Below are 24,496 nucleotides of genomic sequence, written 5' to 3' on the forward strand. Positions count from 1 at the left end.
CGGTGTACAAGCTCGCCTTCTTTGTGCCCGCCAGCCATGTGGAGACGGTGAAAACCGCCGTCTTTGCAGCCGGTGGCGGGCGCATCGGCAACTACGACAGCTGTGCCTGGCAAGTGCTGGGCCAGGGCCAATTCCGCGCGTTGGACGGCAGCCAGCCGTTTCTCGGGCAGGTGGGCCAGGTTGAAGTGGTTGAAGAATGGAAGGTTGAGCTGGTGGTGGCCGATGAGTTGATTGTGGCTGTTGTGGCTGCGCTCAAGCTGAGCCATCCGTATGAGACACCGGCTTATGAGGTGTGGCAGCTGGCGGATTTTTGATTCGCAGATTGCAAAAACAACAAACCCGCTGCGCCATAAAGGACAGCGGGTTTTTTGTGCCTGGAATAAAGCATTGTGGGTAGGGGGATTTGAGCAGAGAAACCGGAAAGCCCTACAGAGGTGTTGTCGCCAGGAAAGATAGTGTGCCGCTGGGCTGGAGAGCCACAGACAGCACGCCCACATCCGTGTGCGTGTGGATGTCCAGGGCCTAGACCCAGCAGCAAGGTGTCCTATCATGAAGATATTGCAGTGGGTTACAGTCGGTGTTCTGTCAACCATATTGGTTGGCGTCGGCGGCGCGTGGGCCGGTAAGCCCGAGGCCAAGGGCAACGTCCAGTTCTATGATTCGGGGCGTTTTAGCCTGCCGTTTTCCGACGGCGTGCGTGTCGGCAATGTGTTCTACACCGCAGGTGAAATCGGCGACGCTCACGGCTCCGATAAAGTGGTGCCAGGCGGTATCGTGCCGGAATCGCGCCAAGCCATTGAAAACATCAAAACCACGCTTGCGGCCAACGGTTACGAGCTCAAGGATGTGGTCAAGTGCACCGTTTTCCTGGCCGATATCAAAGAGTGGCCAGCCTTCAACGAAGTGTACAAAGAGTATTTCAAAAAGCCGTACCCGGCTCGCAGCGCCTTCGGCGGTAACCAGCTCGCCTGGGATGCCCGCATGGAAATCGAGTGCATTGCGGCGAAGTGATGGATGAGTTTTGAACACAAGAAACCCGCTGGGCCATAACGGACAGCGGGTTTTTTGTGTCTGGAATAAAACATTGTGAGTAGGGCGATTTGACCAGAGAAACCGGAAAGCTCCTACAGAGGCGTTATCACCAGGGAAGATAGTGTGCTGCTGGGCTGGAGAGCCAGAGACAGCACGCCCACATACGTGTGCGTGTGGATGTCCAGGGCCTAGACCCAGCAGCAAGGTGTCCTATCATGAAGATATTGCAGTGGGTTGCAGTCGGTGTTTTGTCGGCCATATTGGTTGGCGTTGGCGGCGCGTGGGCCGGTAAGCCCGAGGCTAAGGGCAACGTCCAGTTCTATGATTCGGGGCGTTTTAACCTGCCGTTTTCCGACGGTGTACGTGTAGGCAACGTGTTCTACACCTCTGGCGCACTCGGCGACGCTCCCGGCACCGACAAGGTGGTGCCTGGCGGTATCGTGCCGGAATCGCGCCGGGCCATCGAGAACATAAAAACCACGCTTGCGGCCAACGGTTACGAGCTCAAGGATGTGGTCAAGTGCACCGTTTTCCTGGCCGATATCAAAGAATGGCCAGCCTTCAACGACGTGTACAAAGAGTATTTCAAAAAGCCGTACCCGGCTCGCAGCGCCTTCGGCGGTAACCAGCTCGCCTGGGATGCTCGCATGGAAATGGAGTGCATTGCGGCGAAGTGATGGGTGAGTTGTGCATACAAGAAACCCGCTGGGCCGGTTTGGCCAGCGGGTTTTTTGCTGCCTGCAAGGGCCAATCGCAGGCAAGCCAGCTCCCACAGTTGGTCGAGCAGTCTGTGGGAGCTGGCTTGCCTGCGATGGCGCCGGGGCAGGCGGCTCAGATATTTTCCACAGGATTTTCAGGTTGTCCCTCGGAACTGGCGGCACTAGTCTTCTCGGGTCGCCGCCAATGTGGCGACCGGGGCTGCAAGCCTGAAATTTATGTAGGAGCCTATTTCTGTATGGAGCTGCGTCCCACCTAGCAGGCGATCAACCAACCGATCAAATCTTCTCCGTACTCTCCAACCTGAACAGCGAAACCCTGCTCGCCAATGCCTCCCAAGACCTGGCATCACTTCAAGCACTGGCAGGCAACTTGGCTTTTGACATCGACGGCCCGCAGCGTGATGCGGTGCTGGGGATTCATCGGATGCTTGTTGGATCTACAAGAAATCCCCATCAGCCACTGAAGACACCCACTCTGTGGCGAGGGAGCTTGCTCCCGCTGGGGTGCGAAGCGCCCCCAAAACCTGCCACAGAGTTCTTTCTGAAAGAATGTGTAGGCTGGGCAAGGGGCTGCTGCGCAGCCCAGCGCAAGCAAGCTCCCTCGCCACAGTGGTTGATCGGTCACAGTGGTGGTCAGGCGTTGATTGGGCGGGTAACCAACCGCTCCAGTGCCTCACCCAGTCCAGTGGCCTTGTCACCAATCAACAAATGCCAAACCCCGCTGTCCAGCTGGCTCACACCTTGGCAACCCAGCGCAGTCAGGTCCGCTTCAGACAGCACTGAATCATCGCCCAATTCCACCCGCAACCGGGTCATCGCCACCGCTTCCAGCTGGCGCACATTCGCCCGACCGCCTAAAGCATTCAGCCACTTCTCGGCTTCCTGCACATTCACCGCAACCGGCTTATCCACAGGCTGGGCGGCCACCGGCGCACTGGCAACAAACGACGGCATCGCCAGGCGAATCTCATCGGCAATGCTGTCGGCCATCGGCCCAACCACCACCTGCAAACTCCCGCCGTTACCCGGCCGAACCACAGCCATGGCGCCGAGTGCTTTCAACTGCGCATCCACCGCCTTGTTGCGATCAACCATGTCCAGGCGCAGACGTGTAGTGCACGCGCCGACACTCAGCAAATTCTCTGCACCGCCGAGTGCGCGGATGTAGGCACTGGCCCGCTGGTTATCGGTCATCACCTCAGCCTGCACCACCTGGATGTCTTCACGCCCCGGTGTCTTCAGGTTGAACTTGCGAATGCAGTAGTTGAACACGCTGTAGTAGATCACCGCATAAGCCAACCCCACCGGGAACACCAGCCAGCCGTTGGTGGACTTGCCCCAACCGAGCACCATGTCGATAAAGCCACCGGAGAAGGTAAACCCGAGGTGGATATTCAGCATGTTGGTCACGGCCATCGACAGGCCGGTGAGCACCGCGTGGATCAGGTACAAAAAGGGTGCGAGGAACATAAACGCGAATTCGATCGGCTCAGTCACGCCGGTCAAAAACGAGGTCAGCGCCATCGACAGGAAAATTCCGCCCATGACCTTGCGCCGTTCCGGCAGTGCATTGCGGTACATCGCCAAGCACGCGGCGGGCAGGCCGAACAGCATGACCGGGAACATACCGGTCATGAACTGGCCGCCTTTCGGGTCGCCGGCAAAATAGCGGGTCAGGTCGCCGGTGACGATGGCGCCGGTGGTTGGGTCGGTAAAGCTGCCGAACACAAACCACGCCATGTTGTTGAGGATATGGTGCAGGCCGGTGACGATCAGCAAGCGGTTGAACACGCCAAACACGAACGCGCCAAAGCTGCCGCTTTCCATCAGCAACACGCCGAAGCTGTTGATGCCGTGCTGGATCGGCGGCCAGATCAAGCCAAAGATCACCCCCAGGGCGACCGCCGAAAACCCGGTGACAATCGGCACAAACCGTCGCCCACCAAAGAAGGCCAGGTACTCCGGCAGCTTGATGTCCTTGAAGCGGTTATACAGCCCACCGGCCATCAAGCCGCTGGCGATACCGGCGAGCATGCCCATGTTGATGGTGGTGTCCATCACCTTGAGCGTGGAGATCATCACCAAGTAACCAATCGCCCCGGCCAAACCTGCCGTGCCGTTATTGTCGCGGGCAAAACCCACGGCAATACCGATGGCGAAGATCAGCGCGAGGTTGGCGAAAATTGCTTGCCCGGCATCGTGCATCACCGCGATGTTCAAAAGATCGGTGTCGCCCAGGCGCAGCAAGAGGCCGGCGATCGGCAGAATCGCGATCGGCAGCATCAGCGCGCGGCCCAGGCGTTGCAGGCCTTCGATGAAATGTTGGTACATGGCGTGTCTCCCTATTCTTGTTGTTTTCAGCTCAGCGGCCAGTGGTGTTGACAGGCTTGGCGAACGGCCTTGGCACTGCTCAGGTCGAGCAGGCCTTGGCTCAATTGCCGGCATTGCGCCGCGTCCAGGTTGCGGACGCGGTCCTTGATTTCTCCGATTTGCGGCGGGCTTACCGACAGTTCACTCACACCCAGGCCAACCAGCACCGGCGTGGCCAGCGGGTCGGACGCCAGGGCGCCGCATACACCCACCCAACGCCCATGCTTGGCGGCGCCGGCGCAGGTTTGCGCGATCAAGCGCAGCAGCGCCGGGTGCAAGGCATCCACCCGTGCGGCGAGGCCCGCGTGGTCGCGGTCCATGGCCAGGGTGTACTGGGACAGGTCATTGGTGCCGATGGATAAAAAGTCTGCGTGTTTGGCGAGTTGCTCGGCCATCAGTGCAGCGGCGGGCACTTCGATCATCACGCCCAGTTCCGGGCGCTGGGTCAGTTCCAGCTCGGCACACAGTTCATCCAGACGCTGACGGATCTGCAGCAATTCATCCACCTCGCTGACCATCGGCAGCAGGATGCGGCAGCGCGCCAATGGGGACACTTGCAGCAGCGCGCGCAGTTGCTGGTCGAGCACGTCCGGGCGCACTTGGGCCAGGCGAATGCCGCGCAGGCCCAGCACCGGGTTGGCCTCAACCGGCAACGGCAGGTAGTCGAGCTGTTTGTCGCCGCCTACGTCGATGGTGCGGATGATCACCGACTTTTCGCCCATGGCATCCAGCACGGCCTGGTAGGCCTGGCGCTGCTCTTGCTCGTCCGGCGCGGTGCGACGGTCGACAAACAGGAATTCGGTACGCAGCAAGCCCACGCCATCGGCGCCGTTTTCAAACGCCACTTGGGCCTCGGCACTGGAGGCGACGTTGGCCGCCACTTCAATGCTCACGCCATCGCGGGTTTGCGCCGCTTGCTGGGCTTGGGCCTGTTGTTGCTGACGGCGCAGTTTCTGCGCATCGCGAATCTGGTGCACTTCGGCGTGGCGCGCATCGCTGGGCGCCAGTTCCAGGCGACCGTTGGCCGCGTCCAGCACCACGCGTTGGCCTTGGGGCACGTCGAGCACTTCGGCGCCCAGCGCGACCACACACGGCAAGCCTTTGCCTCGGGCCAAAATCGCGACGTGGGACGTTGCGCCGCCTTCGGCCATGCAAATGCCCACGGCGTTTTGTGCGCTCAGTTGCAGCAGGTCGGAGGGGGTCAGTTCATGGGCGCTGACAATCGAACCGGCGGGCAATTCGAAGTGCCAGGTTTCGCCCAACAGCGCACGCAGCACCCGTTGTTGCAGGTCGCGCAGGTCGTTGGCGCGCTCGGCAAACAGCGGTTTGCCCAATGCCAGCAACACCGCGCATTGCGCCTGGATCGCATCGCGCCAAGCGTGAGTGGCGGCGCTGCCTTGCTCGATGGCGCCGGTGGCGGCGTCCAGCAGCGTGGGGTCTTCCAGCAGCGCCAGGTGGGCGGCGAAGATGTCTTCTTCTTCAACGTTCTTGCGTTGGCGTGCCTGCGCCAGGGTGCTGCGAATTTCGCCGCGCACTTGCTCCAGCGCGGTGTCCAGGTGCTGCAGTTGTTCGTCGGCGATATGGCTGCCCGTGTCTTGCGGCAGTTCGATACCGGTGAGGCGAAACAGCGGCCCACAGACCAGGCCGGGCGCGGCGCACACGCCTTGCAACACACCGGCTTCGGTATTCGCCCGACGCGGTGCCACGGCTACCGGCGCGTGGTGTTCTTCACTCGCAGCAACCGAGAGTGCGGCCACCAACGCCTGCAACGCCGCCTCGCAATCTTTGCCACGACAGGTGATGCGCACTTCATCACCTTCACCAATGCCCAACCCCATCAAGCCAATCAGGCTATCGCACGGCGCCGACTTACCGGCGAAGTGCAGCTCAGCATGGCTGCTGAAGCCCTGCGCGGTCTTGCGCACCAGCGCGGCGGGGCGGGCATGCAAACCGCCACGGTGGGTAATGCGCACGCTGGCGCGCACTTCGGTGACCGAGTTATCCACAACCGCCTGCAACGGCGCTGCCGAACGCGCGGCAATGTGCAGCAACGGCTCACCGACCTTGACGGTTTTTCCCGCTACCGGCCGTAGCTCAAAACCCTCGCCATTGGTCAGGATGATCAGGCTGACCAGGCTTTTGCACTGGCGCGCAATGCGGTCCAGATCAAATTGCACCAGCGCCTGGCCCTGGCTCACCCGTGCGCCATCCTTGACCAGCAGGGCAAAGCCTTCGCCGTTCAATTCCACGGTGTCGATGCCTACGTGCATCAACACTTCGGCACCGTTGTCGGCGCGAATGGTCAGCGCGTGCCCGGTGCGCGCAACGTGGATGATCACGCCATCACACGGCGCGTGCAGGCAGTCGTTCAGCGGGTCGATGGCAATACCGTCGCCCATGGCACCACTGGCGAACACTTCATCGGGAACGTTGCCCAGGCTCAGCACCGGGCCACTGAGTGGGGCGCTTAGGGTCAATTCATTATTGTTGTAGGACATGGGCACGGTACTCATCAGGAAAACGCGACTCAGTGAGTGCGGGTAACTTTGCTCAGGTGGCGCGGCTGGTCCGGGTCCATGCCGCGGGCCTCCGCCAGGCCTGCGGCCATCACGTAGAAGCTTTGGATCGCCAGGATCGGGTCCAGGCTCGGGTGTTCGGCGCGGCTCAGGGTCAGGTCGCGTTCAACGATATCGTCCGGCGCGGCCAGCAAGACGCGTGCGCCGCGTTGGCGCATATCGGCGGCCAGGCTCAGCAGCCCGGCTTGCTCGGCGCCGCGTGGGGCGAATACCAGCAGTGGGTAGTTCTCATCGATCAAGGCCATCGGCCCGTGGCGCACTTCGGCGCTGCTGAAGGCTTCGGCCTGGATCGCCGAAGTCTCCTTGAGTTTGAGCGCGGCTTCCTGGGCGATGGCAAAACCGGCGCCACGGCCGATCACAATCAGGCGTTGGCTGCTGCGCAGGGCTTCGATGGCTGGCGCCCAATCCTGGGTGGCGGCTTCGCGCAAGCCGTCGGGCAGGGCCTGGCAGGCTTGCAGCAGCAACAGGTCCTGGTTCCAGTGGCCGATCAACTGCGCGCTGGCGCTTAAAGTGGCGATAAAGCTTTTGGTCGCGGCGACACTCTGCTCCGGCCCGGCGCACAGCGGCACGTGGAATTCACACGCGGCTTCCAGCGGTGAGTCTTCGGCGTTGACCATCGAAATGCTCAAAACCCCGCGTTTGCGCAGCAGGCGCAGGCTGTTGACCAAATCCGGGCTTTGCCCAGACTGGGAGAAACCGAACGCCACCTGGCCGCTGACCTTCAACGGCGCTTGCAGCAAGGTCACCACCGACATCGGCAACGACGCCACCGGTATGCCCACGTGCTGCATGGCCAGGTAGGCGAAGTAGCTGGCGGCGTGGTCCGAACTGCCACGGGCAATGGTCATCGCCACTTGCGGCGGCTGACGGCGCAGGCGCCCGGCCACTTCCTCCAGCATCGGGTTGAGGCGCTGCAGTTGGGCCTCAACGGCGTCACAGGAGGCCAGGGCCTCTTCAAGCATTTTTGAAGTCAATGGTTTCTCCTTCGACCATTACGTCGGTGAGTGTCAGGGAGCGGTCCAAGCGCACGCAGTCGGCAAAGCTGCCGGGTTGCAGGCGCCCGCGTTCTTCCAGGCCCAGATAGTCCGCAGGAAATTGCGACAGGCGTTGTGAGGCTTCGCTGATCGGCAGGCCGATCTTCACCAGGTTGCGCAGCGCTTGATCCATGGTCAGGGTGCTGCCGGCCAAGGTGCCGTCGGCCAGGCGCACGCCGCCCAGGCATTTGGTGACGGTGTGGCTGCCCAGCTTGTATTCGCCGTCGGGCATGCCGGCGGCGGCGGTGGAATCGGTGACGCAGTACAGGCACGGGATCGAGCGCAACGCCACGCGCATGGCGCCGGGATGCACGTGCAGCAAGTCCGGGATCAATTCTGCGTACTTGGCGTGGGCCAACGCGGCGCCGACGATCCCCGGTTCGCGGTGATGCAACGGGCTCATGGCGTTATACAAATGCGTGAAGCTGGTGGCGCCGGCGGCGAGGGCGGCAACCCCTTCTTCATAGCTGCCCAGGGTGTGGCCGATCTGCATGCGCACGCCGCGTTCGCTGAGGGCGCGGATCAAGGCATCGTGGCCGGCGATTTCCGGAGCAATGGTGATCACCCGGATCGGCGCCAAGCGCAGGTAGGCTTCCACTTCGGCCATCAATGCGGTGTGGGCAAAGTTGGGTTGCGCGCCGAGTTTTCCCGGATTGATGTAGGGGCCTTCCAGGTGCACGCCGAGGACCCGGGCGCTGCCTGTAGGACGTTGCTCGCAGAACGTGCCGAGTTCGCCGAGCACGCGGGAGATTTCATCCACCGGTGCGGTCATGGTGGTAGCCAGCAGCGAGGTCGTACCAAAGCGCACGTGGGTGCGGGTGATGGTTTCGAAGGCGTCGGTACCTTCCATGATGTCTTTGCCGCCACCGCCGTGAACGTGCAGGTCGATAAAGCCCGGCAGCAAGTAGGGCAGGTCATTGTCGCTCGGGTCGCACGGCGTGCCGTCGATGGCGACTACCTTGCCGTGTTCGTGCACCAGGCGGCCGCGAATCCAGCCGCCGGGCGTGAGGATGTTGTCTTCGGACATGGGCAGTTCTCTAAACTCGCAGTTCAGCGGAGTAGTCATTGCGGCGCAGCTCTGCGACGAAGTCGTAGTAGTCGTTGCGGCAGTAGGTGTCGGTGATTTCAATTGGCGTGTTGTCGGCGGTGTAGCCGACTCGGGTCATCAGCAGCATGGCGGTGCCGGGGGCGATGCCGACCAGCTTGGCGAACTCATCGGAGGCATTGATTGCCTGGATATGTTGCAGCGCACGCACTACAGGTTTGCCAATGCTTTCCAGGTATTCGTACAGCGAGTTGCCGATGGCTTGCGGGTTTGGCAGCACGGAGGCGGGCATGGCGGTCATTTCAATTGCCATTACGGTGTCATCGGCCTTACGCAGGCGTTTGAGCCGCGCCACTTTGTCGGTCGGCGACAGGCCCAGGCGGATCAGTTCTTCGTGGGTCGGCGGGGTGATGTCGCGCTCCAGCCACTGGGACGTGGGCACAAAGCCCTTGAGGCGCAACATCTCGCTGAACCCCGACAGGCGCGACAGCGGCTGTTCCAGACGCGGGGTGATAAAGGTCCCGGAACCCTGGCTGCGGCGAATCAAGCCTTGGGCAAACAGCACTTCCAGGGCTTTACGCGCGGTGACCCGGGAAATACTCAGTTGCTCACTAAGGACCCGTTCCGACGGCAAGGCCTGCTCGGATTTCCACTCGCCGGCATGGATCGCCGCTTCGAGCTTGCGGGCCAATTGCAGGTACAGCGGCGTGGACTGTTTGTCGTCGGGGCGCAGCGCCAGTATGGGATTCATCTGTCAGGTTTCCGATGCGTTATTGGAATGTTGTCGCCCGGTATTGAGCGGAAATTAATACCACTTAAATACCATGTCAATGCAGCCAAAACAGTGCCGACGCCTGTTTTAACGCGCAGTAATGGTGCCTGGTATCAAGTGGTATTAGAGAGGTCTTTAGTGCGCGCACAATTGCGCAGCCCGCGCAGTGAACTGGTATTCACCGGCAGGCGCCGCCATGGGCAGGATTTTTTTTGAATTTTTTTTGACTTATTTTACGAGCGGCAGGCGATTACGGACGAATCTCGATCATGGTGCCGTCTTTGACCAGGTTCCAGACCTCGCGCATGTCCACGTTGCGCATGCCGATGCAACCGTCGGTCCAGTCCAGGGTGTGAAACCACTGTTCCGGGTATTCCTCGGTGTCGGGGGTGCCGTGGATCATGATCATGCTGCCGGGTTTCACGCCTTCGCGGCGCGCGCGGGCCGAGTCACTGATATTGGGGTAGGAGATGTGCATGGCCAGGTTGAAGCGGTCGCTGGTCTTGCGCCAGTCGATCCAGTAGAAGCCCTCTGGCGTGCGACGGTCGCCTTCCATCAGTTTGGTGCCCTTGGGGTTTTTACCGAGCGAGATGCGATAGGTTTTCAGCGGTTTGCCGTCGTTGATCAGTTGCAACTGATGGGCGGACTTGAGCACCAGGATTTTCTCGACCGGTTTGCCACCGATGATTTCCACCGTGGAGGCCCAAGACAGGGTGGCGAACGACAGGCAGATCAGAGCGAGCAACCAACGCATTAAAACGGTTTCCCTTGTAGAAGGTGCTGCCTGGAATTGTTATTTGGCTGGCCGCGTCATCGGCGGCACCGACTCGCTGCGCACCGGGAACAGCTGTTGACTGCGGTCAGCGAAGAAGCATTCTAAGGTACGCCCGACCGTGCGGAAAGCCAGCTCGGACCAAGGGATGTCGGCCTCATCAAACAGCTTCACTTCAAGGCTCTCGGGGCCTGCGGCGAATTCCAGGTCGACCAGTTCGGCGCGGTAGAAGATATGCACCTGGCTGATGTGCGGCACATCGATCAGCGTATAGATGTTCAAGTTGCGCACGCGGGCGCAGGCTTCTTCCAGGGTTTCACGGGCGGCGGCCTGTTCGACGGTTTCGCCGTTTTCCATAAAGCCTGCGGGCAGGGTCCAGTAACCCAGGCGCGGTTCGATGGCGCGGCGACACAGCAGCACTTTATCGCCCCACACCGGCACGGTGCCGGCAACGATATTGGGGTTCTGGTAGTGAATGGTCGAGCAATGATCACACACATAGCGCAGGCGGCCGTCGCCTTCGGGAATGCGTTGGGTAACCGGTTTACCGCACTGGCTGCAGAAGTTCATGCTGGGGTTCCTGGAAAGTGCGTCTATCTTGGCGTGGCGGGCAGGGCGCTGCAAGTTGTCGTTTAGCGACACGCCGGTGGTTTTGGGGTTGGGCGCCTGCCAGCTTTGGTGCATGATGCAAGGTAGCCAACAGACCGAGATGACTCATGCTGGACGAGCTACTTCGCCGGGTAAGCAATCACACCCCCCACACCTTGGAAACTGACGGGCGTTTCCCCGAGGCCGCGGTGTTGGTGCCGATTACCCGCTGCGACGAACCCGAGCTGATCCTGACCCTGCGCGCCAGCGGCCTGTCGACCCACGGTGGCGAAGTGGCGTTTCCTGGAGGGCGGCGTGACCCCGAAGACCCGGACCTGATCTTCACCGCGCTGCGCGAAGCCGAAGAAGAAATCGGCCTGCCGCCCGGCTTGGTGGAAGTGATAGGCCCATTAAGCCCGCTGATTTCCCTGCATGGCATTCGTGTAACGCCCTATGTCGGTGTGATCCCCGATTACGTCGAATACCTGGCCAACGATGCCGAGATCGCCGCCGTGTTCAGCGTACCGCTGGAGTTTTTCCGCCAGGACCCGCGCGAACATACCCACCGCATCGATTACCAGGGCCGCAGTTGGTATGTGCCCAGCTACCGATTTGGCGAATACAAGATCTGGGGGCTGACGGCAATCATGATCGTGGAGCTGATTAACCTGCTCTATGACGACGCCAAGATCAGCCTGCACCAGCCGCCTAAAAGCTTTATCAATATCTAAGCCATCGCTTGAATGGCCAGCCGTGAGGACAAACCATGAAATACCGCCTGGGCGATGCCCGCGTCGAGACGCATCCACAAAGCTGGGTGGCACCGAATGCCACGCTGGTCGGCAAGGTCAAGCTGGAAGAGGGCGCCAACGTCTGGTTCAACGCGGTGTTGCGTGGCGACAACGAACTGATCCTGATCGGCAAGAACAGCAATGTGCAGGACGGCAGCGTGATGCACACCGACATGGGCTACCCGTTGACCCTGGGCACCGGCGTGACCATTGGCCATAACGCCATGCTGCACGGCTGCAGCGTCGACGACTACAGCCTGATCGGCATCAACGCGGTGATCCTCAACGGCGCCAAGATCGGCAAGCATTGCATCATCGGCGCCAATTCGCTGATTGGCGAAGGCAAGGAAATCCCCGATGGCTCGCTGGTAATGGGTTCGCCAGGCAAGGTGGTACGTGAGCTGACCGAGGCGCAGAAGCGCATGCTCGAAGCCAGCGCCGCGCACTATGTGCATAACGCGCAGCGCTATGCGCGTGACCTGGTTGAGCAGGAACAATGAACCCTGTTGAACGCCCCGTCGCCTCGCCCTGCGTGAGCATTTGTGCGCTGGACGATGACGACATTTGTACCGGATGCCAGCGTACTGTAGATGAGATTACGCGCTGGAGCCGCATGGATAACGCTGAACGCCGGGTGGTGTTGGGGTTGTGCCATGAACGGGCGATGGCGAGTGGGTTGGTGTGGATGATGCCCGGCAAATCTGGCGCCTGAACTGTTGGAATGCTTCTTTTTGTGGCGAGGGAGCTTGCTCCCGCTGGGCTGCGAAGCAGCCCCACATCAGGCGACTGCATTTCTTCGGGTACGCCGCAATCACCTGTATAAGGGCCGCTTCGCGCCCCAGCGGGAGCAAGCTCCCTCGCCACAGTGATTGTTTGTGCATTAACCTGTGCGGCATTACCCATAGGTCCTCGCCCCATGCTCTTCCTGATCGCCTACATCAGCAGCGTCGTGCTGATCAACTTCGCATTTTCCACCGCCCCGCACCTGGATGTGATCTGGTCCGCCTGGGGTGGCCTGGTGTTTATCCTGCGCGACATGGTGCAAACCCGCTTCGGCCATGGCGCGATCATCGCCATGCTGGCGGCGCTGGTGCTTTCGTATATCACCTCCGACCCGTCCATCGCCCTGGCCAGCGCCACGGCGTTTGCGGTGTCCGAGTGCATCGATTGGCTGGTGTTCAGCATCACCAAGCGCCCGCTGCACGATCGCCTGTGGATAAGTTCGGCGCTGAGCATTCCCCTCGATACCTTTATCTTCTTCGGCTTGATCGGCGCGCTCACACCGGCAGTGGCCGGCACCGCACTGGTGTCGAAATTTGCCGGGGTCACGGTGGTGTGGCTGATCATGGCCTGGCGCATGCGCAAACGGGCTGTCGTCAACTGAGGCCAATTTTTACAGTTCATGTAAAATGCCGGCCTTTCTCCCCATGATCCGCTCCCCTGAGGACCTGAGATGACCCGAATCGGAACTCCATTGTCGCCAACCGCGACCCGCGTTTTGCTGTGTGGCTGCGGTGAGCTGGGCAAGGAAGTGGTAATCGAACTGCAACGCCTGGGCGTTGAAGTGATTGCCGTGGATCGCTACGCCAACGCGCCGGCCATGCAGGTGGCGCACCGCAGCCACGTGATCAACATGCTCGACGGCGCCGCCCTGCGTGCGGTGATCGAGGCCGAAAAGCCGCACTTCATCGTGCCGGAAATCGAAGCCATCGCCACTGCAACGCTGGTGGAACTGGAAGCCGAAGGCTTCACCGTGATCCCGACCGCGCGTGCTACCTCGCTGACCATGAACCGCGAAGGCATCCGTCGTCTGGCCGCTGAAGAGCTGGACCTGCCGACTTCGCCGTACCACTTCGCCGACACCTTCGAAGACTACAGCAAGGCCGTGCAAGACCTGGGCTTCCCGTGTGTGGTCAAGCCGGTGATGAGTTCGTCGGGCAAGGGCCAGAGCCTGCTGCGCAGCACCGATGATGTTCAAAAAGCCTGGGATTACGCTCAGGAAGGCGGGCGTGCCGGCAAAGGCCGCGTGATCATCGAAGGCTTTATCGACTTCGACTACGAAATCACCCTGCTGACCGTGCGACACATTGGTGGCACCACCTTCTGTGCGCCAGTGGGGCACCGTCAGGAGAAGGGCGATTATCAGGAATCCTGGCAGCCACAAGCCATGAGCCCGATTGCTCTGGCCGAATCCGAGCGCGTTGCCAAAGCCGTGACTGAGGCGTTGGGCGGCCGTGGCCTGTTTGGCGTGGAGTTGTTCATCAAGGGCGATCAGGTGTGGTTCAGCGAAGTGTCGCCGCGCCCGCATGACACCGGTCTGGTGACCCTGATTTCTCAGGACCTGTCGCAGTTCGCGCTGCACGCGCGCGCCATCCTGGGCCTGCCGATTCCGTTGATTCGCCAGTTCGGGCCTTCGGCTTCAGCGGTGATCCTGGTGGAAGGGCAGTCGACTCAGACGGCATTCGCCAACCTGGGCGCGGCCTTGAGCGAGCCGGACACGGCATTGCGTCTGTTTGGCAAGCCGGAAGTGAATGGCCAGCGCCGCATGGGCGTGGCGTTGGCGCGGGATGAGTCGATTGAGGCTGCCCGAGCTAAAGCGACCCGAGCCTCCAAGGCTGTTGTTGTAGAGCTGTAACCCCAACCCGATCGTTCCCACGCTCTGCGTGGGAATGCAGCCCGGGATGCTCTGCGTCCCAAAGCCCAAAGCGTGACGCGGAGCGTCACAAGAGGCATTCCCACGCGGAGCGTGGGAACGATCGGCTTCAGGCCACCTTGTTCAGATCATTATCCCGCGTCTCTTTCAGGCACAGCACAGCAATCAAGCTGAGCAACGCTGCCGCCGACACATACCCACCGACATAACTCAGCCCACCCATCGCCACCAGCTTGGTTGCGAAAAACGGTGCGGCCGACGCGCCGACAATCCCACCGAGGTTATACGCCGCCGACGCGCCGGTATAACGCACGCGGGTCGGGAACAGCTCCGGCAGCATGGCGCCCATCGGGGCAAAGGTCACACCCATCAGGAACAGCTCCAGCGCCAGGAACAACGCCACCGCCCAGGTTGAACCGTGGGTCAGCAGGGGCTCCATGGTGAAACCCGACAAAATCGCCAGCACCGCGCCGACGATCAGCACCGGCTTGCGCCCGTAGCGATCGCTGGCCAAGGCCGCCAGCGGCGTGGCCAGGCCCATGAACAGCACCGCAAAGCACAGTAAACCGAGGAACATCTCACGGCTGTAGCCCAGGGTCGAAACCCCGTAGCTCAGGGAAAATGCGGTGGTGATGTAAAACAGCGCATAGCACACCACCATGGAAGCGGCGCCCAGCAGTACCGGCAGCCAATGCTGGCTGAACAGCTCTACCAGCGGCACTTTCACCGGCGCCTCTTTGGCCACGGCGTTGGCGAACACCGGCGTTTCATGCAACTTGAGCCGCGCATACAGGCCGACCATCACCAGCGCTGCGCTGAGGATGAACGGGATGCGCCAGCCCCAGCTGCGGAACTGCTCGTCGTTGAGGCTCATGGCCAGGATCAGGAACAGGCCGTTGGCCGCCAAAAAGCCGATCGATGGGCCGAGTTGCGGGAACATGCCAAACCAGGCGCGCTTGCCCTTGGGTGCGTTTTCGGTGGCCAGCAACGCCGCGCCGCCCCATTCGCCGCCAAGCCCCAGGCCCTGGCCGAAGCGCAGCACACACAACAGGATCGGCGCCCAGGCCCCGATGCTGTCATAGCCCGGCAGCAAGCCAATCAGCGTGGTACACACGCCCATCAGCAGCAGCGAGGCCACCAGCGTGGATTTGCGCCCGATGCGGTCGCCAAAGTGGCCGAACAGCGCCGAACCCAGCGGGCGGGCAATAAAGGCGATACCGAAGGTCAGAAACGACGCCAGCATTTGCGCGGTGCCGGAGGTCTGCGGGAAGAACACCGGGCCAATCACCAGTGCCGCAGCGGTGGCGTAGATATAGAAGTCGTAGAACTCGATGGCGGTGCCGACGATGCTCGCCGTGGCGACCCGTGCGGTCGAGTTGAGCGGGGCGGCGGTGGCGGCCTCGTTGTAGGTGGTGCTCATTGAGGTATCCCTGGCGGTCATTGCGCGTTTTTACGCGGATTTTTATTGGTCGAACACCCATGGATCAGGGTTGTAAGCGGGGCGGCTCGGGATGGGAGCAAACACCGGTCAGACACGGTAAGGCGGTGCCTGGACGCGCTGAGTGCGGGTAGCACGCGGTCGGGCGGGGCTTGGGTAAGCCGAGCCGATTATAGGAAGGGGTTTGCGGATCCAACAAGGGGGCGTTGGCAGGCAAATAATCTAAATGTGGGAGCTGGCTTGTGTGGAGACTGGCTTGTGTGGGAGCTGGCTTGCCTGCGATTGCATCACCCCGGTTTAGCTGAACGACCGAGGTGCCTGCATCGCAGGCAAGCCAGCTCCCACATTGGACTGAGTAGTGTCAGGGGCGGTTATGCGGCCACCGGCACGCGGCTGGTATGCCAGATCAGCACCTTGCTCACGCGGTTGTCCTCGGTCTCGAGGATTTCCAGGCGATAGCGGCCGATTTTCAGGCAGACCGCGCAGTCCGGAATAGTCTCCAGCGCCTCGGTGACCAGGCCATTGAGGGTCTTGGGGCCATCGCTGGGCAAGTGCCAGCCCAGGCTTTTGTTCAGTTCGCGGATCGAGGCGGCGCCGTCGATGATGTAACGGCCATCAGGTTGCGCTTCAATGTGCGGGTTATCCACCGCCTGATCGCTTTCGAATTCGCCGACGATTTCTTCGAGGATATCTTCCAGGGTGACGATGCCCAGCACCTCGCCGTATTCGTCCACCACCATGCCCAGGCGCCGTTGTTGTTTATGGAAGTTCAGCAACTGCAATTGCAGCGGCGTGCTTTCCGGCACGAAGTAGGGTTCGTGGCAGGCGGCGAGCAAGGCTTCTTTGGTCAGGCTGGCGTCGGGCAGCAAGTGCTGGATCTGGCGAGTGTTGAGCACCGCTTGCACCTGGTTGATGTCGCTGTGAAACACCGGCAGGCGCGTGCGCTGGGACGTGCGTAGTTGCTCGATGATGGCTTCGACCGAGTCATCCAGGTTGATGCCATCCACTTCACTGCGCGGCACCAGGATGTCGTTGACCGTGATGTTGTCCAGGGCGTGGATGCCGGGCAGGCCGGGCGTGCGATTGTCGTTGGCCTCGGGCTCCGGTTCGTCGTCATGCTCGGGCAACGGTTCGTCGCTTTTCTTTACCACGCCGGATTTACGTGCAAACGGGCGCAACAGCAACAGGCTGATGCCGTTGAGCAGCCAGGCCAGCGGAGCGAGGATTTTCAGCGGCACGCCCAGCAGCGTGTTGCCAAAGCCCAGGATGGTGTGAGGGTGACGGACGGCGAGGGCACGGGGCAGGTAGTCGGCGAGCACCAGCAGCATCGCGCAGGAGATCAACCAGCCGAGCCACGGGCCGTTTTGCGCCCAGGCATAAATCGCCAGCAACGTACACAGGATCACCACAGCCGCGCGGCACAGGCTGTTACACAGGATCAGGCTGTTACGTGGGAAGTTCAGGCGGGCGGCGGCCTTGTCGCCTTGGCGTGTGCCAGGGCGTATGGCCAGCAGGTGCTGTTGTGCAGCCTCAATGGCGGTAAACAGCGCCGCCCATAAAATCAGCAGGGCGATTACCGCGAGCATCGGCCCAAGGGGCAAGTTGTCCATTATTGCTGCCCGTCAGATATGCAGGATGTATTCGCGAACCAGCTTGCTGCCGAAGTAGGCCAGCATCAGCAGGCAGAAACCGGCCAGGGTCCAGCGGATCGCCTTGTGCCCGCGCCAGCCGAGACGGTTACGCCCCCACAGCAGCACGCTGAACACCACCCAGGCCAGGCACGCCAGCAGGGTTTTGTGCACCAGGTGCTGGGCGAACAGGTTCTCGACGAACAGCCAGCCGGAGATCAGCGACAGCGACAGCAGCGTCCAACCGGCCCAGAGGAAGCCAAACAGCAGGCTTTCCATGGTTTGCAGCGGCGGGAAGTTCTTGATCAGCCCGGACGGGTGCTTGTTTTTAAGCTGGTGATCTTGCAGCAGCACGAGCAAGGCCTGAAACACCGCAATGGTGAACATGCCGTAGGCCAGGATCGACAACAGGATGTGCGCAAGGATGCCCGGCTCTTCGTCGATGACCTGCACGGTGCCGGTGGGCGTGAATTGCGCCAGCAACACGGTGAGCATTCCCAGCGGGAATAGCAGCACCAGCAGGTTTTCAACCGGGATGCGGTAGCAGGCCAGCAGCGTCAGCGCGATGACGGCAGCGGCGATCAGGCTGGCGGCACTGAAAAAGTCCAGGCCCAGGCCGACCGGCGTCATCAGGTGGGTGAACAGGCTCGCGGCATGGGCCAGCAGGGCGACGACGCCCAGGCCTGCCAGCAGACGTTTGTCCGCTTTAGCGCCTTGGGCCAGACGAGTGCCCTGATAGAGAGTCGCAGCGGCATATAAAAGGGCGGCGGCGAGGCTGGGTAGCAAACTGGGTGACAAGGGGACCATAAATCCTGATAGACAAGCCCGAAAGGCGCTGAGTTTGGCACACACCTGCGCTGCACGAAAGACTCCCGGGCCAGACAGCGCGTGTGCAGCGGCGCAGTCTTCGCTATAATCCGCGACCTGCCCACGCCGCAGGCTTGCTGAGCGCTGTTTTTAATAGCGATTTACCACAGCCTGGGCCGCCATTACCTCGGTCACCACTGCATTTCGATGAATAGGGCCTGAAAGGATCGCGCATGTTTGAAAACTTGACTGACCGTCTCTCGCAGACGCTGCGCCATGTCACCGGCAAGGCCAAGCTGACCGAGGACAATATTAAAGACACCCTGCGTGAAGTACGCATGGCGTTGCTGGAAGCCGACGTGGCCTTGCCTGTGGTCAAGGACTTCGTCAACTCGGTCAAAGAGCGCGCTGTGGGCACCGAAGTGTCCCGCAGCCTGACGCCGGGCCAGGCTTTTGTGAAGATCGTCCAGGCCGAACTCGAAAGCCTGATGGGCGCCGCTAACGAAGACTTGAACCTCAGCGCCGTGCCGCCGGCCGTCGTGCTGATGGCCGGTCTGCAGGGCGCGGGTAAAACCACCACCGCCGGCAAGCTGGCGCGCTTCCTTAAAGAGCGCAAGAAGAAGTCGGTCATGGTGGTATCGGCTGACGTCTACCGTCCGGCCGCGATCAAGCAGCTGGAAATGCTCGCAGGCGAAGTCGGTGTGACCTTCTTCCCGTCCGACCTGAGCCAGAAGCCGGTCGACATTGCCAACGCGGCTATTAAAGAAGCCAAGCTCAAATTCATCGACGTGGTTATCGTCGATACCGCCGGTCGCCTGCACATCGACGAAGAGATGATGGGCGAGATCAAGGCGCTGCATGCCGCGATCAACCCGGTCGAGACGCTGTTCGTGGTCGACGCCATGACCGGCCAGGATGCGGCCAACACCGCCAAGGCCTTCGGCGACGCACTGCCGCTGACCGGTGTGATCCTGACCAAGGTCGACGGTGACGCCCGTGGCGGTGCCGCGCTGTCGGTACGCGCCATCACCGGCAAGCCGATCAAGTTCATCGGTATGGGCGAGAAGAGCGAAGCGCTCGAACCGTTCCACCCTGAGCGTATCGCCTCACGCATTCTCGGCATGGGCGACGTGCTCAGCCTGATCGAGCAGGCCGAAGCCACGCTCGACAAAGACAAGGCCGATAAGCTGGCCAAGAAGCTGAAGAAGGGCAAGGGCTTCGACCTCGAAGACTTCCGTGACCAGCTGCAACAGATGAAGAACATGGGCGGTCTCGGTGGCCTGATGGACAAGCTGCCGAACATCGGCGGTGTGAACCTGGCGCAAATGGGCAATGCCCAGGGCGCCGCAGAGAAGCAGTTCAAGCAGATGGAAGCCATCATCAACTCCATGACCCCGGCCGAGCGCCGTGACCCTGAGCTGATCAGCGGTTCGCGCAAACGTCGGATCGCCATGGGTTCCGGCACCCAGGTGCAGGACATCGGTCGCTTGATCAAGCAGCACAAGCAGATGCAGAAGATGATGAAGAAATTCTCCGCCAAAGGCGGAATGGCCAAGATGATGCGCGGCATGGGCGGTATGTTGCCCGGCGGCGGCATGCCAAAAATATAGTGACCTGCTTCGAGGATAGCTGCTCAATTATGGCGGCGTCTGTTGTCCTCATGCTGCGTTGCCGCTCCTCCCCATAGCTAGCTATGAGTCGTCGCGGCGCCTTGCCTGAGAACAACAGCCACTCGCCAAAATCGAGCGCTATCCACGAAACAGGCCACAAGAATTCGAGCGCAAGCTTGCTTGCGCTCCGACCCACAAGGACGTGGGATCTCCAGCAAACCCGCGGTTAGCGGGAGCTGACTCGCCGTTTTAACCGACGGCTCTATAGCAGATCTGAGTGGCACGCTGATAGGCGCCAGAAAAAGACATTTGCAAAAGTCCGGATATTCCTTAGAATATGCGGCCTTTCGGGCACCTATGCCCGCTGTGCATTTAGATTTGCAGCACCGACTACAGGAACGATGTTCACATGCTAACAATCCGTCTTGCCCTTGGCGGCTCCAAAAAGCGCCCGTTTTACCACTTGACCGTAACCGACAGCCGCAACCCGCGCGACGGTTCGCACAAGGAACAGGTTGGTTTCTTCAACCCTGTTGCTCGTGGTCAAGAAGTTCGTCTGTCCGTGAACCAAGAGCGCGTAGCCTACTGGCTGAGCGTTGGTGCACAGCCATCCGAGCGCGTTGCAAAACTGTTGAAGGACTCGGCTAAGGCCGCAGCCTGAGCAATATGAACGCGACGCCAGCTGTTGCTGATGATTTGATCGTTATCGGCAAGATTTACTCTGTTCATGGCGTTCGCGGCGAAGTGAAGGTGTATTCCTTTACTGATCCGACTGAAAACCTGTTGCAGTACAAAACCTGGACGCTCAAGCGCGAAGGTAGTGTGAAACAGGTCGAGCTGGTCAGTGGACGCGGGAGCGATAAGTTCCTGGTCGCAAAGCTCAAGGGTCTTGATGATCGTGAAGAAGCTCGTCTTCTGGCCGGTTATGAGATCTGCGTGCCGCGCAACCTGTTCCCTGAATTGACCGACGGCGAGTACTACTGGTACCAGCTGGAAGGTCTGAAGGTTATTGATCAACTGGGGCAATTGCTCGGGAAAATCGATCATCTTCTGGAAACCGGCGCCAATGATGTAATGGTGGTCAAGCCTTGCGCTGGCAGCCTGGATGATCGTGAACGCCTGTTGCCGTATATCGAGCAATGCGTGTTGGCCGTCGACCTGGCCGCGGGCGAGATGAAGGTGGAATGGGACGCGGACTTCTAAGCGTGGCTAATTTGCGCATTGAAGTGATCAGTTTGTTTCCCGAGATGTTCTCCGCCATCAGCGAGTACGGCATCACCAGTCGGGCGGTGAAACAGGGGCTGTTGCAGCTTACCTGTTGGAACCCGCGAGACTACACGACGGATCGACATCACACTGTGGACGATCGCCCATTTGGCGGTGGCCCGGGCATGGTGATGAAGATCAAGCCCCTGGAAGATGCGTTGGTCGAGGCCAAGGCAGCAGCCGGGGAGAAGGCGAAGGTAATTTACCTGTCCCCTCAAGGCCGTCAGCTGAAACAGGCTGGCGTGCGCGAACTGGCGAATGAGGAGGCCTTAATCCTGATTGCCGGTCGCTATGAAGGCATTGACGAGCGTTTTATTGAAGCGCATGTCGATGAAGAGTGGTCGATTGGGGACTATGTCCTGTCTGGCGGCGAGCTGCCGGCGATGGTCCTGATAGATGCGGTTACACGACTGCTGCCTGGAGCTTTAGGGCATGCGGACTCCGCGGAGGAAGATTCCTTCACGGATGGTTTGCTGGATTGCCCGCACTACACCCGACCGGAGGTGTATGCGGATCAGCGTGTTCCCGACGTATTGCTAAGTGGCAATCACGCACACATCCGGCGTTGGCGTTTACAGCAGTCCCTTGGTCGGACCTATGAACGACGCGCCGATCTTCTGGAAAGCCGCTCGCTTTCTGGAGAAGAGAAGAAGCTGCTCGAGGAATACATCCTCGCGCGGGACGATAGTTAACAACGTATCGATGGTAGGTCCATTGACTTACCTTAGGAGCACAGCATGACTAACAAAATCATCCTTGCACTCGAAGCAGAGCAGATGACCAAAGAGATCCCTACCTTTGCCCCGGGCGACACTATTGTCGTTCAGGTGAAAGTGAAGGAAGGCGACCGTTCGCGTCTGCAAGCGTTCGAAGGCGTGGTAATCGCCAAGCGTAACCGTGGTGTGAACAGTGCTTTCACTGTTCGTAAAATCTCCAACGGTGTTGGCGTAGAGCGTACTTTCCAGACCTACAGCCCGCAAATCGACAGCATGGCCGTTAAGCGTCGCGGTGACGTACGTAAAGCCAAGCTGTACTACCTGCGTGACCTGTCCGGTAAAGCAGCTCGCATCAAGGAAAAACTGGCTTAAGTCCAGCTTCCCGATGCAGAAAAAAGCAGCCTACGGGCTGCTTTTTTGTGCCTGAAATTTGTCTATTTGCCGGTATTTGTCCATGACCACACGCCTCGAAGAAATCCAGCGCCGCACCGACCTGTCCGTCACCCACGTGACCAAAGCCGTGTTCCCGCCGACCACCAACCACCACAACACCCTGTTCGGTGGCACCGCGCTGGCGTGGATGGATGAGGTGTCGTTCATCACCGCCACACGCTTTTGCCGCTTGCCACTGGTGACCGTGTCCACCGACCGTATCGACTTCAACCACGCGATCCCGGCCGGCTCCATCGTCGAGCTGATCGGCCGCGTAATCAAAGTGGGTAATACCAGCCTCAAGGTCGAGGTTGAAGTATTCGTCGAGAGCATGAGTGCCGATGGTCGTGAAAAGGCGATCCAGGGCGTGTTCAGCTTTGTGGCGATTGATGCTGACAAACGCCCGGTGCCGGTATTACCGGGTTATGCCGACTGAATTATTCGGCTGCGTTGTTTTCTGGTTGAATCACGGCCAGCAAGGTCCAGCCCGCTAAGGGCTTCAAGCTGCTGTCCGGGGTCACCACGTGTACCCAGCCGCCGGTATCGCGGGCAAACAGCAGGGTCGCGCGGTCACCATGCAGCGCCTGGTACTGTTCCCAACTGAAGCCTTCGGTCAGGTTAGTGCTATACAGCTCTGCACCTTGGCCCAGCAGGCTCGCGAGTTTGGTGTAACTCAAGGGTTGGCTGCCCAGCAAATGGCCACGGTGCTCGTGGCTGGCCCGGTGTTTATCGGTGCGACGGCTTTCCTGGCTGCTGGCCAGGGCGAACAGACGGTGCCCAAAGTCATGGCGAAAGCGCATGGCGGCCAGGGTGTTCAGCTCGCCTGAAGGTGAGAGCGCCAGCAAATGCCCAAGGCCGACCAGATCCAGATGCGATTCGGCATGCTGTGATGCCGGGTTGCCGAAGTAGGTGGGCAGCCCTTCCATTCGGCTGGCGCGGATGTTTTCCCAGCTGGAGTCGGTCAGCAGCACTCGACTGCCCAGTTGTTGCAAGGCTTTGCCCAGGATGCGCGCCGGGCCGTTCGCGCCGACGATCAGGAAGCCGCTGGGCGCAGGCTCGGCGACTTTCAGCAGGCGTGCCAGCGGGCGCGCAGTGGCGCTTTGCAGGACAACGGTGCCGATAATCACGGCAAATGTCAGCGGCACCAGTAACAGCGCGCCTTCATGACCGGCCTCATCCAGGCGAATGGCGAAAATCGCCGACACGGCTGCGGCCACGATCCCGCGAGGTGCAATCCAAGACAGCAGGGCACGTTCACGCCAGTTCAGGCCGGAACCAAAGGTCGAAAGCGCGACGTTCAAAGGTCGCGCAATAAATTGAATGATCAGTAGCAGGATCAATACGAACGGCCCCAAGGCAATCAGGGCGTTCAGGTCCAGGCGCGCGGCCAGCAGAATGAATAACCCGGAAATCAGCAGGACGCTGAGGTTTTCCTTGAAGTGCAGGATGTGGCGTACGTCAACGCCCTTCATATTGGCCATCCACATGCCCATCAGCGTCACGGCCAACAGGCCGGACTCATGCATCACCTCGTTGGAGGCGATGAAGATTCCCAGGACGCCCGCCAGCGTCGCCAGGTTATGCAGGTATTCCGGCAGCCATTGCCGGCGCATGATCTGCCCCAACACCCAACCACCGGCGACTCCGAACAGGCTGCCGCACAGGATCACGCCGCCAAAGGTCAGCAGGCTGTGACTCAAGCCGTCGCCTGACGCGCGAGCGATGATAAAGCTGTAGACCACCACGGCGAGCAGCGCACCAATCGGGTCAATGACAATGCCTTCCCAGCGTAAGATATTGGCGATCGAGGCTTTTGGCCGCACGACACGTAACATGGGCACAATCACGGTAGGCCCGGTCACCAGTGTCAAAGTGCCGAAAAGCAGGGCGAGCATCCAGTCAAAACCCAGCAGCCAGTGGGTAGCCAGGGTAATGACGGCCCATGTCGACAGGGCGCCGACCGTGACCAGGCGATGCACGACGCTGCCGATCTCCTTCCATTCCGAAAGGTGCAGCGTGAGGCTGCCTTCAAACAGAATCAGTGCCACGGCCAGGGATACCAACGGCATCAGCAGCGGACCGAACATTTCCTGAGGATTCAGCCAGCCCAGCACCGGCCCCGCCAGGATGCCGCTGACCAACAGAAACAGAATGGCGGGAAGTTTCAGGCGCCATGCCAGCCATTGGCAGGCCAACGCGGCCACGCCAATGCCACCAAATGCCAGCAGAATCTGTTGTTCGCTCATT

25 protein-coding genes and 1 pseudogene are annotated in these 24,496 nt (G+C 60.6%); 15 read left to right on the forward strand and 11 right to left on the reverse strand.

From position 1 onward, the window contains the following. Positions 1-2: 2 nt before the first annotated feature. The 4 genes and pseudogenes from P5706_RS05935 to P5706_RS37005 all read left to right on the forward strand — a co-directional run. Positions 3-314 carry a YqfO family protein gene (locus P5706_RS05935; RefSeq protein ID WP_065930379.1) on the forward strand — a complete coding sequence of 104 codons (312 nt, stop codon included), beginning with the start codon at positions 3-5 and terminating at the stop codon, positions 312-314. Between the two features lie 235 nt (positions 315-549). Further along, positions 550-1,011, forward strand: coding sequence for a Rid family hydrolase (locus P5706_RS05940; protein ID WP_200432843.1), 462 nt, complete (start codon positions 550-552; stop codon positions 1,009-1,011). 236 nt (positions 1,012-1,247) lie between these two features. Next, a complete protein-coding gene (locus tag P5706_RS05945) occupies positions 1,248-1,709 on the forward strand; it encodes a Rid family hydrolase (RefSeq protein ID WP_200432842.1) in 462 nt (153 codons plus the stop codon). A gap of 274 nt (positions 1,710-1,983) precedes the next feature. Further along, a pseudogene (locus tag P5706_RS37005) lies at positions 1,984-2,187 on the forward strand (DUF6124 family protein); the annotation flags it as partial. 197 nt (positions 2,188-2,384) lie between these two features. Here P5706_RS37005 and nagE read toward each other — a convergent pair. The 7 genes from nagE to P5706_RS05980 form a co-directional block, all read right to left on the reverse strand. Then, a complete protein-coding gene (gene nagE, locus P5706_RS05950) occupies positions 2,385-4,082 on the reverse strand; it encodes an N-acetylglucosamine-specific PTS transporter subunit IIBC (RefSeq protein ID WP_285678759.1) in 1,698 nt (565 codons plus the stop codon). Between the two features lie 26 nt (positions 4,083-4,108). Further along, a complete protein-coding gene (ptsP, locus tag P5706_RS05955; RefSeq protein WP_285678760.1) occupies positions 4,109-6,619 on the reverse strand; it encodes a phosphoenolpyruvate--protein phosphotransferase in 2,511 nt (836 codons plus the stop codon). A 29-nt stretch (positions 6,620-6,648) separates the two neighbouring features. Further along, positions 6,649-7,659: an SIS domain-containing protein gene (locus P5706_RS05960; RefSeq protein ID WP_455929623.1), complete on the reverse strand. Its 1,011-nt coding sequence runs from the start codon at positions 7,657-7,659 to the stop codon at positions 6,649-6,651. After that, a complete protein-coding gene (nagA, locus tag P5706_RS05965) occupies positions 7,652-8,758 on the reverse strand; it encodes an N-acetylglucosamine-6-phosphate deacetylase (RefSeq protein WP_285678762.1) in 1,107 nt (368 codons plus the stop codon). Before nagA ends, P5706_RS05960 begins: the two co-directional genes overlap by 8 nt. 10 nt (positions 8,759-8,768) lie before the next feature. Next, complete coding sequence (locus P5706_RS05970; protein ID WP_099549346.1) at positions 8,769-9,527, reverse strand: GntR family transcriptional regulator; 759 nt, start codon at positions 9,525-9,527, stop codon at positions 8,769-8,771. Between the two features lie 271 nt (positions 9,528-9,798). Continuing rightward, positions 9,799-10,302 (reverse strand): L,D-transpeptidase family protein, encoded by a 504-nt coding sequence (locus P5706_RS05975; RefSeq protein WP_200432837.1) that lies wholly within the window; start codon positions 10,300-10,302, stop codon positions 9,799-9,801. A gap of 39 nt (positions 10,303-10,341) precedes the next feature. Beyond that, entirely contained in the window at positions 10,342-10,890 is a 549-nt protein-coding gene (locus P5706_RS05980) for an NUDIX hydrolase (RefSeq protein WP_285678763.1), read from the reverse strand. 146 nt (positions 10,891-11,036) lie between these two features. On the opposite strand from P5706_RS05980, the gene P5706_RS05985 reads away from it, so the two are divergent. The 5 genes from P5706_RS05985 to purT all read left to right on the forward strand — a co-directional run bounded on the left by P5706_RS05985 (position 11,037) and on the right by purT (position 14,334). After that, positions 11,037-11,639 (forward strand): CoA pyrophosphatase, encoded by a 603-nt coding sequence (locus P5706_RS05985; protein ID WP_285678765.1) that lies wholly within the window; start codon positions 11,037-11,039, stop codon positions 11,637-11,639. A gap of 35 nt (positions 11,640-11,674) precedes the next feature. Further along, positions 11,675-12,199, forward strand: a complete 525-nt coding sequence (locus P5706_RS05990) for a gamma carbonic anhydrase family protein (RefSeq protein ID WP_200432835.1) — start codon at positions 11,675-11,677, stop codon at positions 12,197-12,199. After that, complete coding sequence (locus P5706_RS05995) at positions 12,196-12,411, forward strand: DUF1289 domain-containing protein (protein ID WP_138449462.1); 216 nt, start codon at positions 12,196-12,198, stop codon at positions 12,409-12,411. Before P5706_RS05990 ends, P5706_RS05995 begins: the two co-directional genes overlap by 4 nt. A 204-nt stretch (positions 12,412-12,615) precedes the next feature. Beyond that, entirely contained in the window at positions 12,616-13,083 is a 468-nt protein-coding gene (locus tag P5706_RS06000) for a VUT family protein (protein WP_138813971.1), read from the forward strand. Positions 13,084-13,152: 69 nt separating this feature from the next. Further along, entirely contained in the window at positions 13,153-14,334 is a 1,182-nt protein-coding gene (purT, locus tag P5706_RS06005; RefSeq protein WP_014719785.1) for a formate-dependent phosphoribosylglycinamide formyltransferase, read from the forward strand. 127 nt (positions 14,335-14,461) lie between these two features. On the opposite strand, the gene P5706_RS06010 is transcribed toward purT, so the two are convergent. From P5706_RS06010 to P5706_RS06020, 3 genes are all read right to left on the reverse strand, one after another. Further along, complete coding sequence (locus tag P5706_RS06010) at positions 14,462-15,772, reverse strand: MFS transporter (protein WP_138813973.1); 1,311 nt, start codon at positions 15,770-15,772, stop codon at positions 14,462-14,464. Between the two features lie 389 nt (positions 15,773-16,161). After that, on the reverse strand, positions 16,162-17,400 hold the full coding sequence (locus P5706_RS06015; RefSeq protein WP_285678766.1) for a transporter associated domain-containing protein: 1,239 nt from the start codon (positions 17,398-17,400) through the stop codon (positions 16,162-16,164). Between the two features lie 12 nt (positions 17,401-17,412). Beyond that, complete coding sequence (locus P5706_RS06020; RefSeq protein ID WP_056858696.1) at positions 17,413-18,225, reverse strand: cytochrome C assembly family protein; 813 nt, start codon at positions 18,223-18,225, stop codon at positions 17,413-17,415. Between the two features lie 233 nt (positions 18,226-18,458). Here P5706_RS06020 and ffh point away from each other — a divergent pair, with 233 nt between their 5' ends. The 6 genes from ffh (at position 18,459) to P5706_RS06050 (ending at position 22,685) form a co-directional block, all read left to right on the forward strand. Then, positions 18,459-19,835, forward strand: a complete 1,377-nt coding sequence (gene ffh / locus P5706_RS06025; RefSeq protein ID WP_200432832.1) for a signal recognition particle protein — start codon at positions 18,459-18,461, stop codon at positions 19,833-19,835. Between the two features lie 409 nt (positions 19,836-20,244). After that, positions 20,245-20,496 carry a 30S ribosomal protein S16 gene (gene rpsP, locus P5706_RS06030; protein ID WP_003175899.1) on the forward strand — a complete coding sequence of 84 codons (252 nt, stop codon included), beginning with the start codon at positions 20,245-20,247 and terminating at the stop codon, positions 20,494-20,496. A 5-nt stretch (positions 20,497-20,501) separates the two neighbouring features. Beyond that, a complete protein-coding gene (gene rimM / locus P5706_RS06035) occupies positions 20,502-21,038 on the forward strand; it encodes a ribosome maturation factor RimM (RefSeq protein WP_285678767.1) in 537 nt (178 codons plus the stop codon). Continuing rightward, a complete protein-coding gene (gene trmD / locus P5706_RS06040) occupies positions 21,020-21,793 on the forward strand; it encodes a tRNA (guanosine(37)-N1)-methyltransferase TrmD (protein ID WP_170875847.1) in 774 nt (257 codons plus the stop codon). The genes rimM and trmD overlap by 19 nt, the downstream gene beginning before the upstream one ends. A gap of 45 nt (positions 21,794-21,838) precedes the next feature. Continuing rightward, a complete protein-coding gene (rplS, locus tag P5706_RS06045) occupies positions 21,839-22,189 on the forward strand; it encodes a 50S ribosomal protein L19 (protein WP_003175895.1) in 351 nt (116 codons plus the stop codon). A gap of 82 nt (positions 22,190-22,271) precedes the next feature. Then, positions 22,272-22,685 carry an acyl-CoA thioesterase gene (locus P5706_RS06050; RefSeq protein WP_138813976.1) on the forward strand — a complete coding sequence of 138 codons (414 nt, stop codon included), beginning with the start codon at positions 22,272-22,274 and terminating at the stop codon, positions 22,683-22,685. Between the two features lies 1 nt (position 22,686). Here P5706_RS06050 and P5706_RS06055 read toward each other — a convergent pair whose 3' ends face one another. Continuing rightward, complete coding sequence (locus P5706_RS06055; RefSeq protein ID WP_285678768.1) at positions 22,687-24,495, reverse strand: cation:proton antiporter; 1,809 nt, start codon at positions 24,493-24,495, stop codon at positions 22,687-22,689. Position 24,496 lies beyond the last annotated feature (1 nt).

Origin of the sequence: Pseudomonas sp. ChxA, assembly GCF_030263855.1 — a bacterium.
GTDB lineage: Bacteria > Pseudomonadota > Gammaproteobacteria > Pseudomonadales > Pseudomonadaceae > Aquipseudomonas > Aquipseudomonas fluorescens_CB.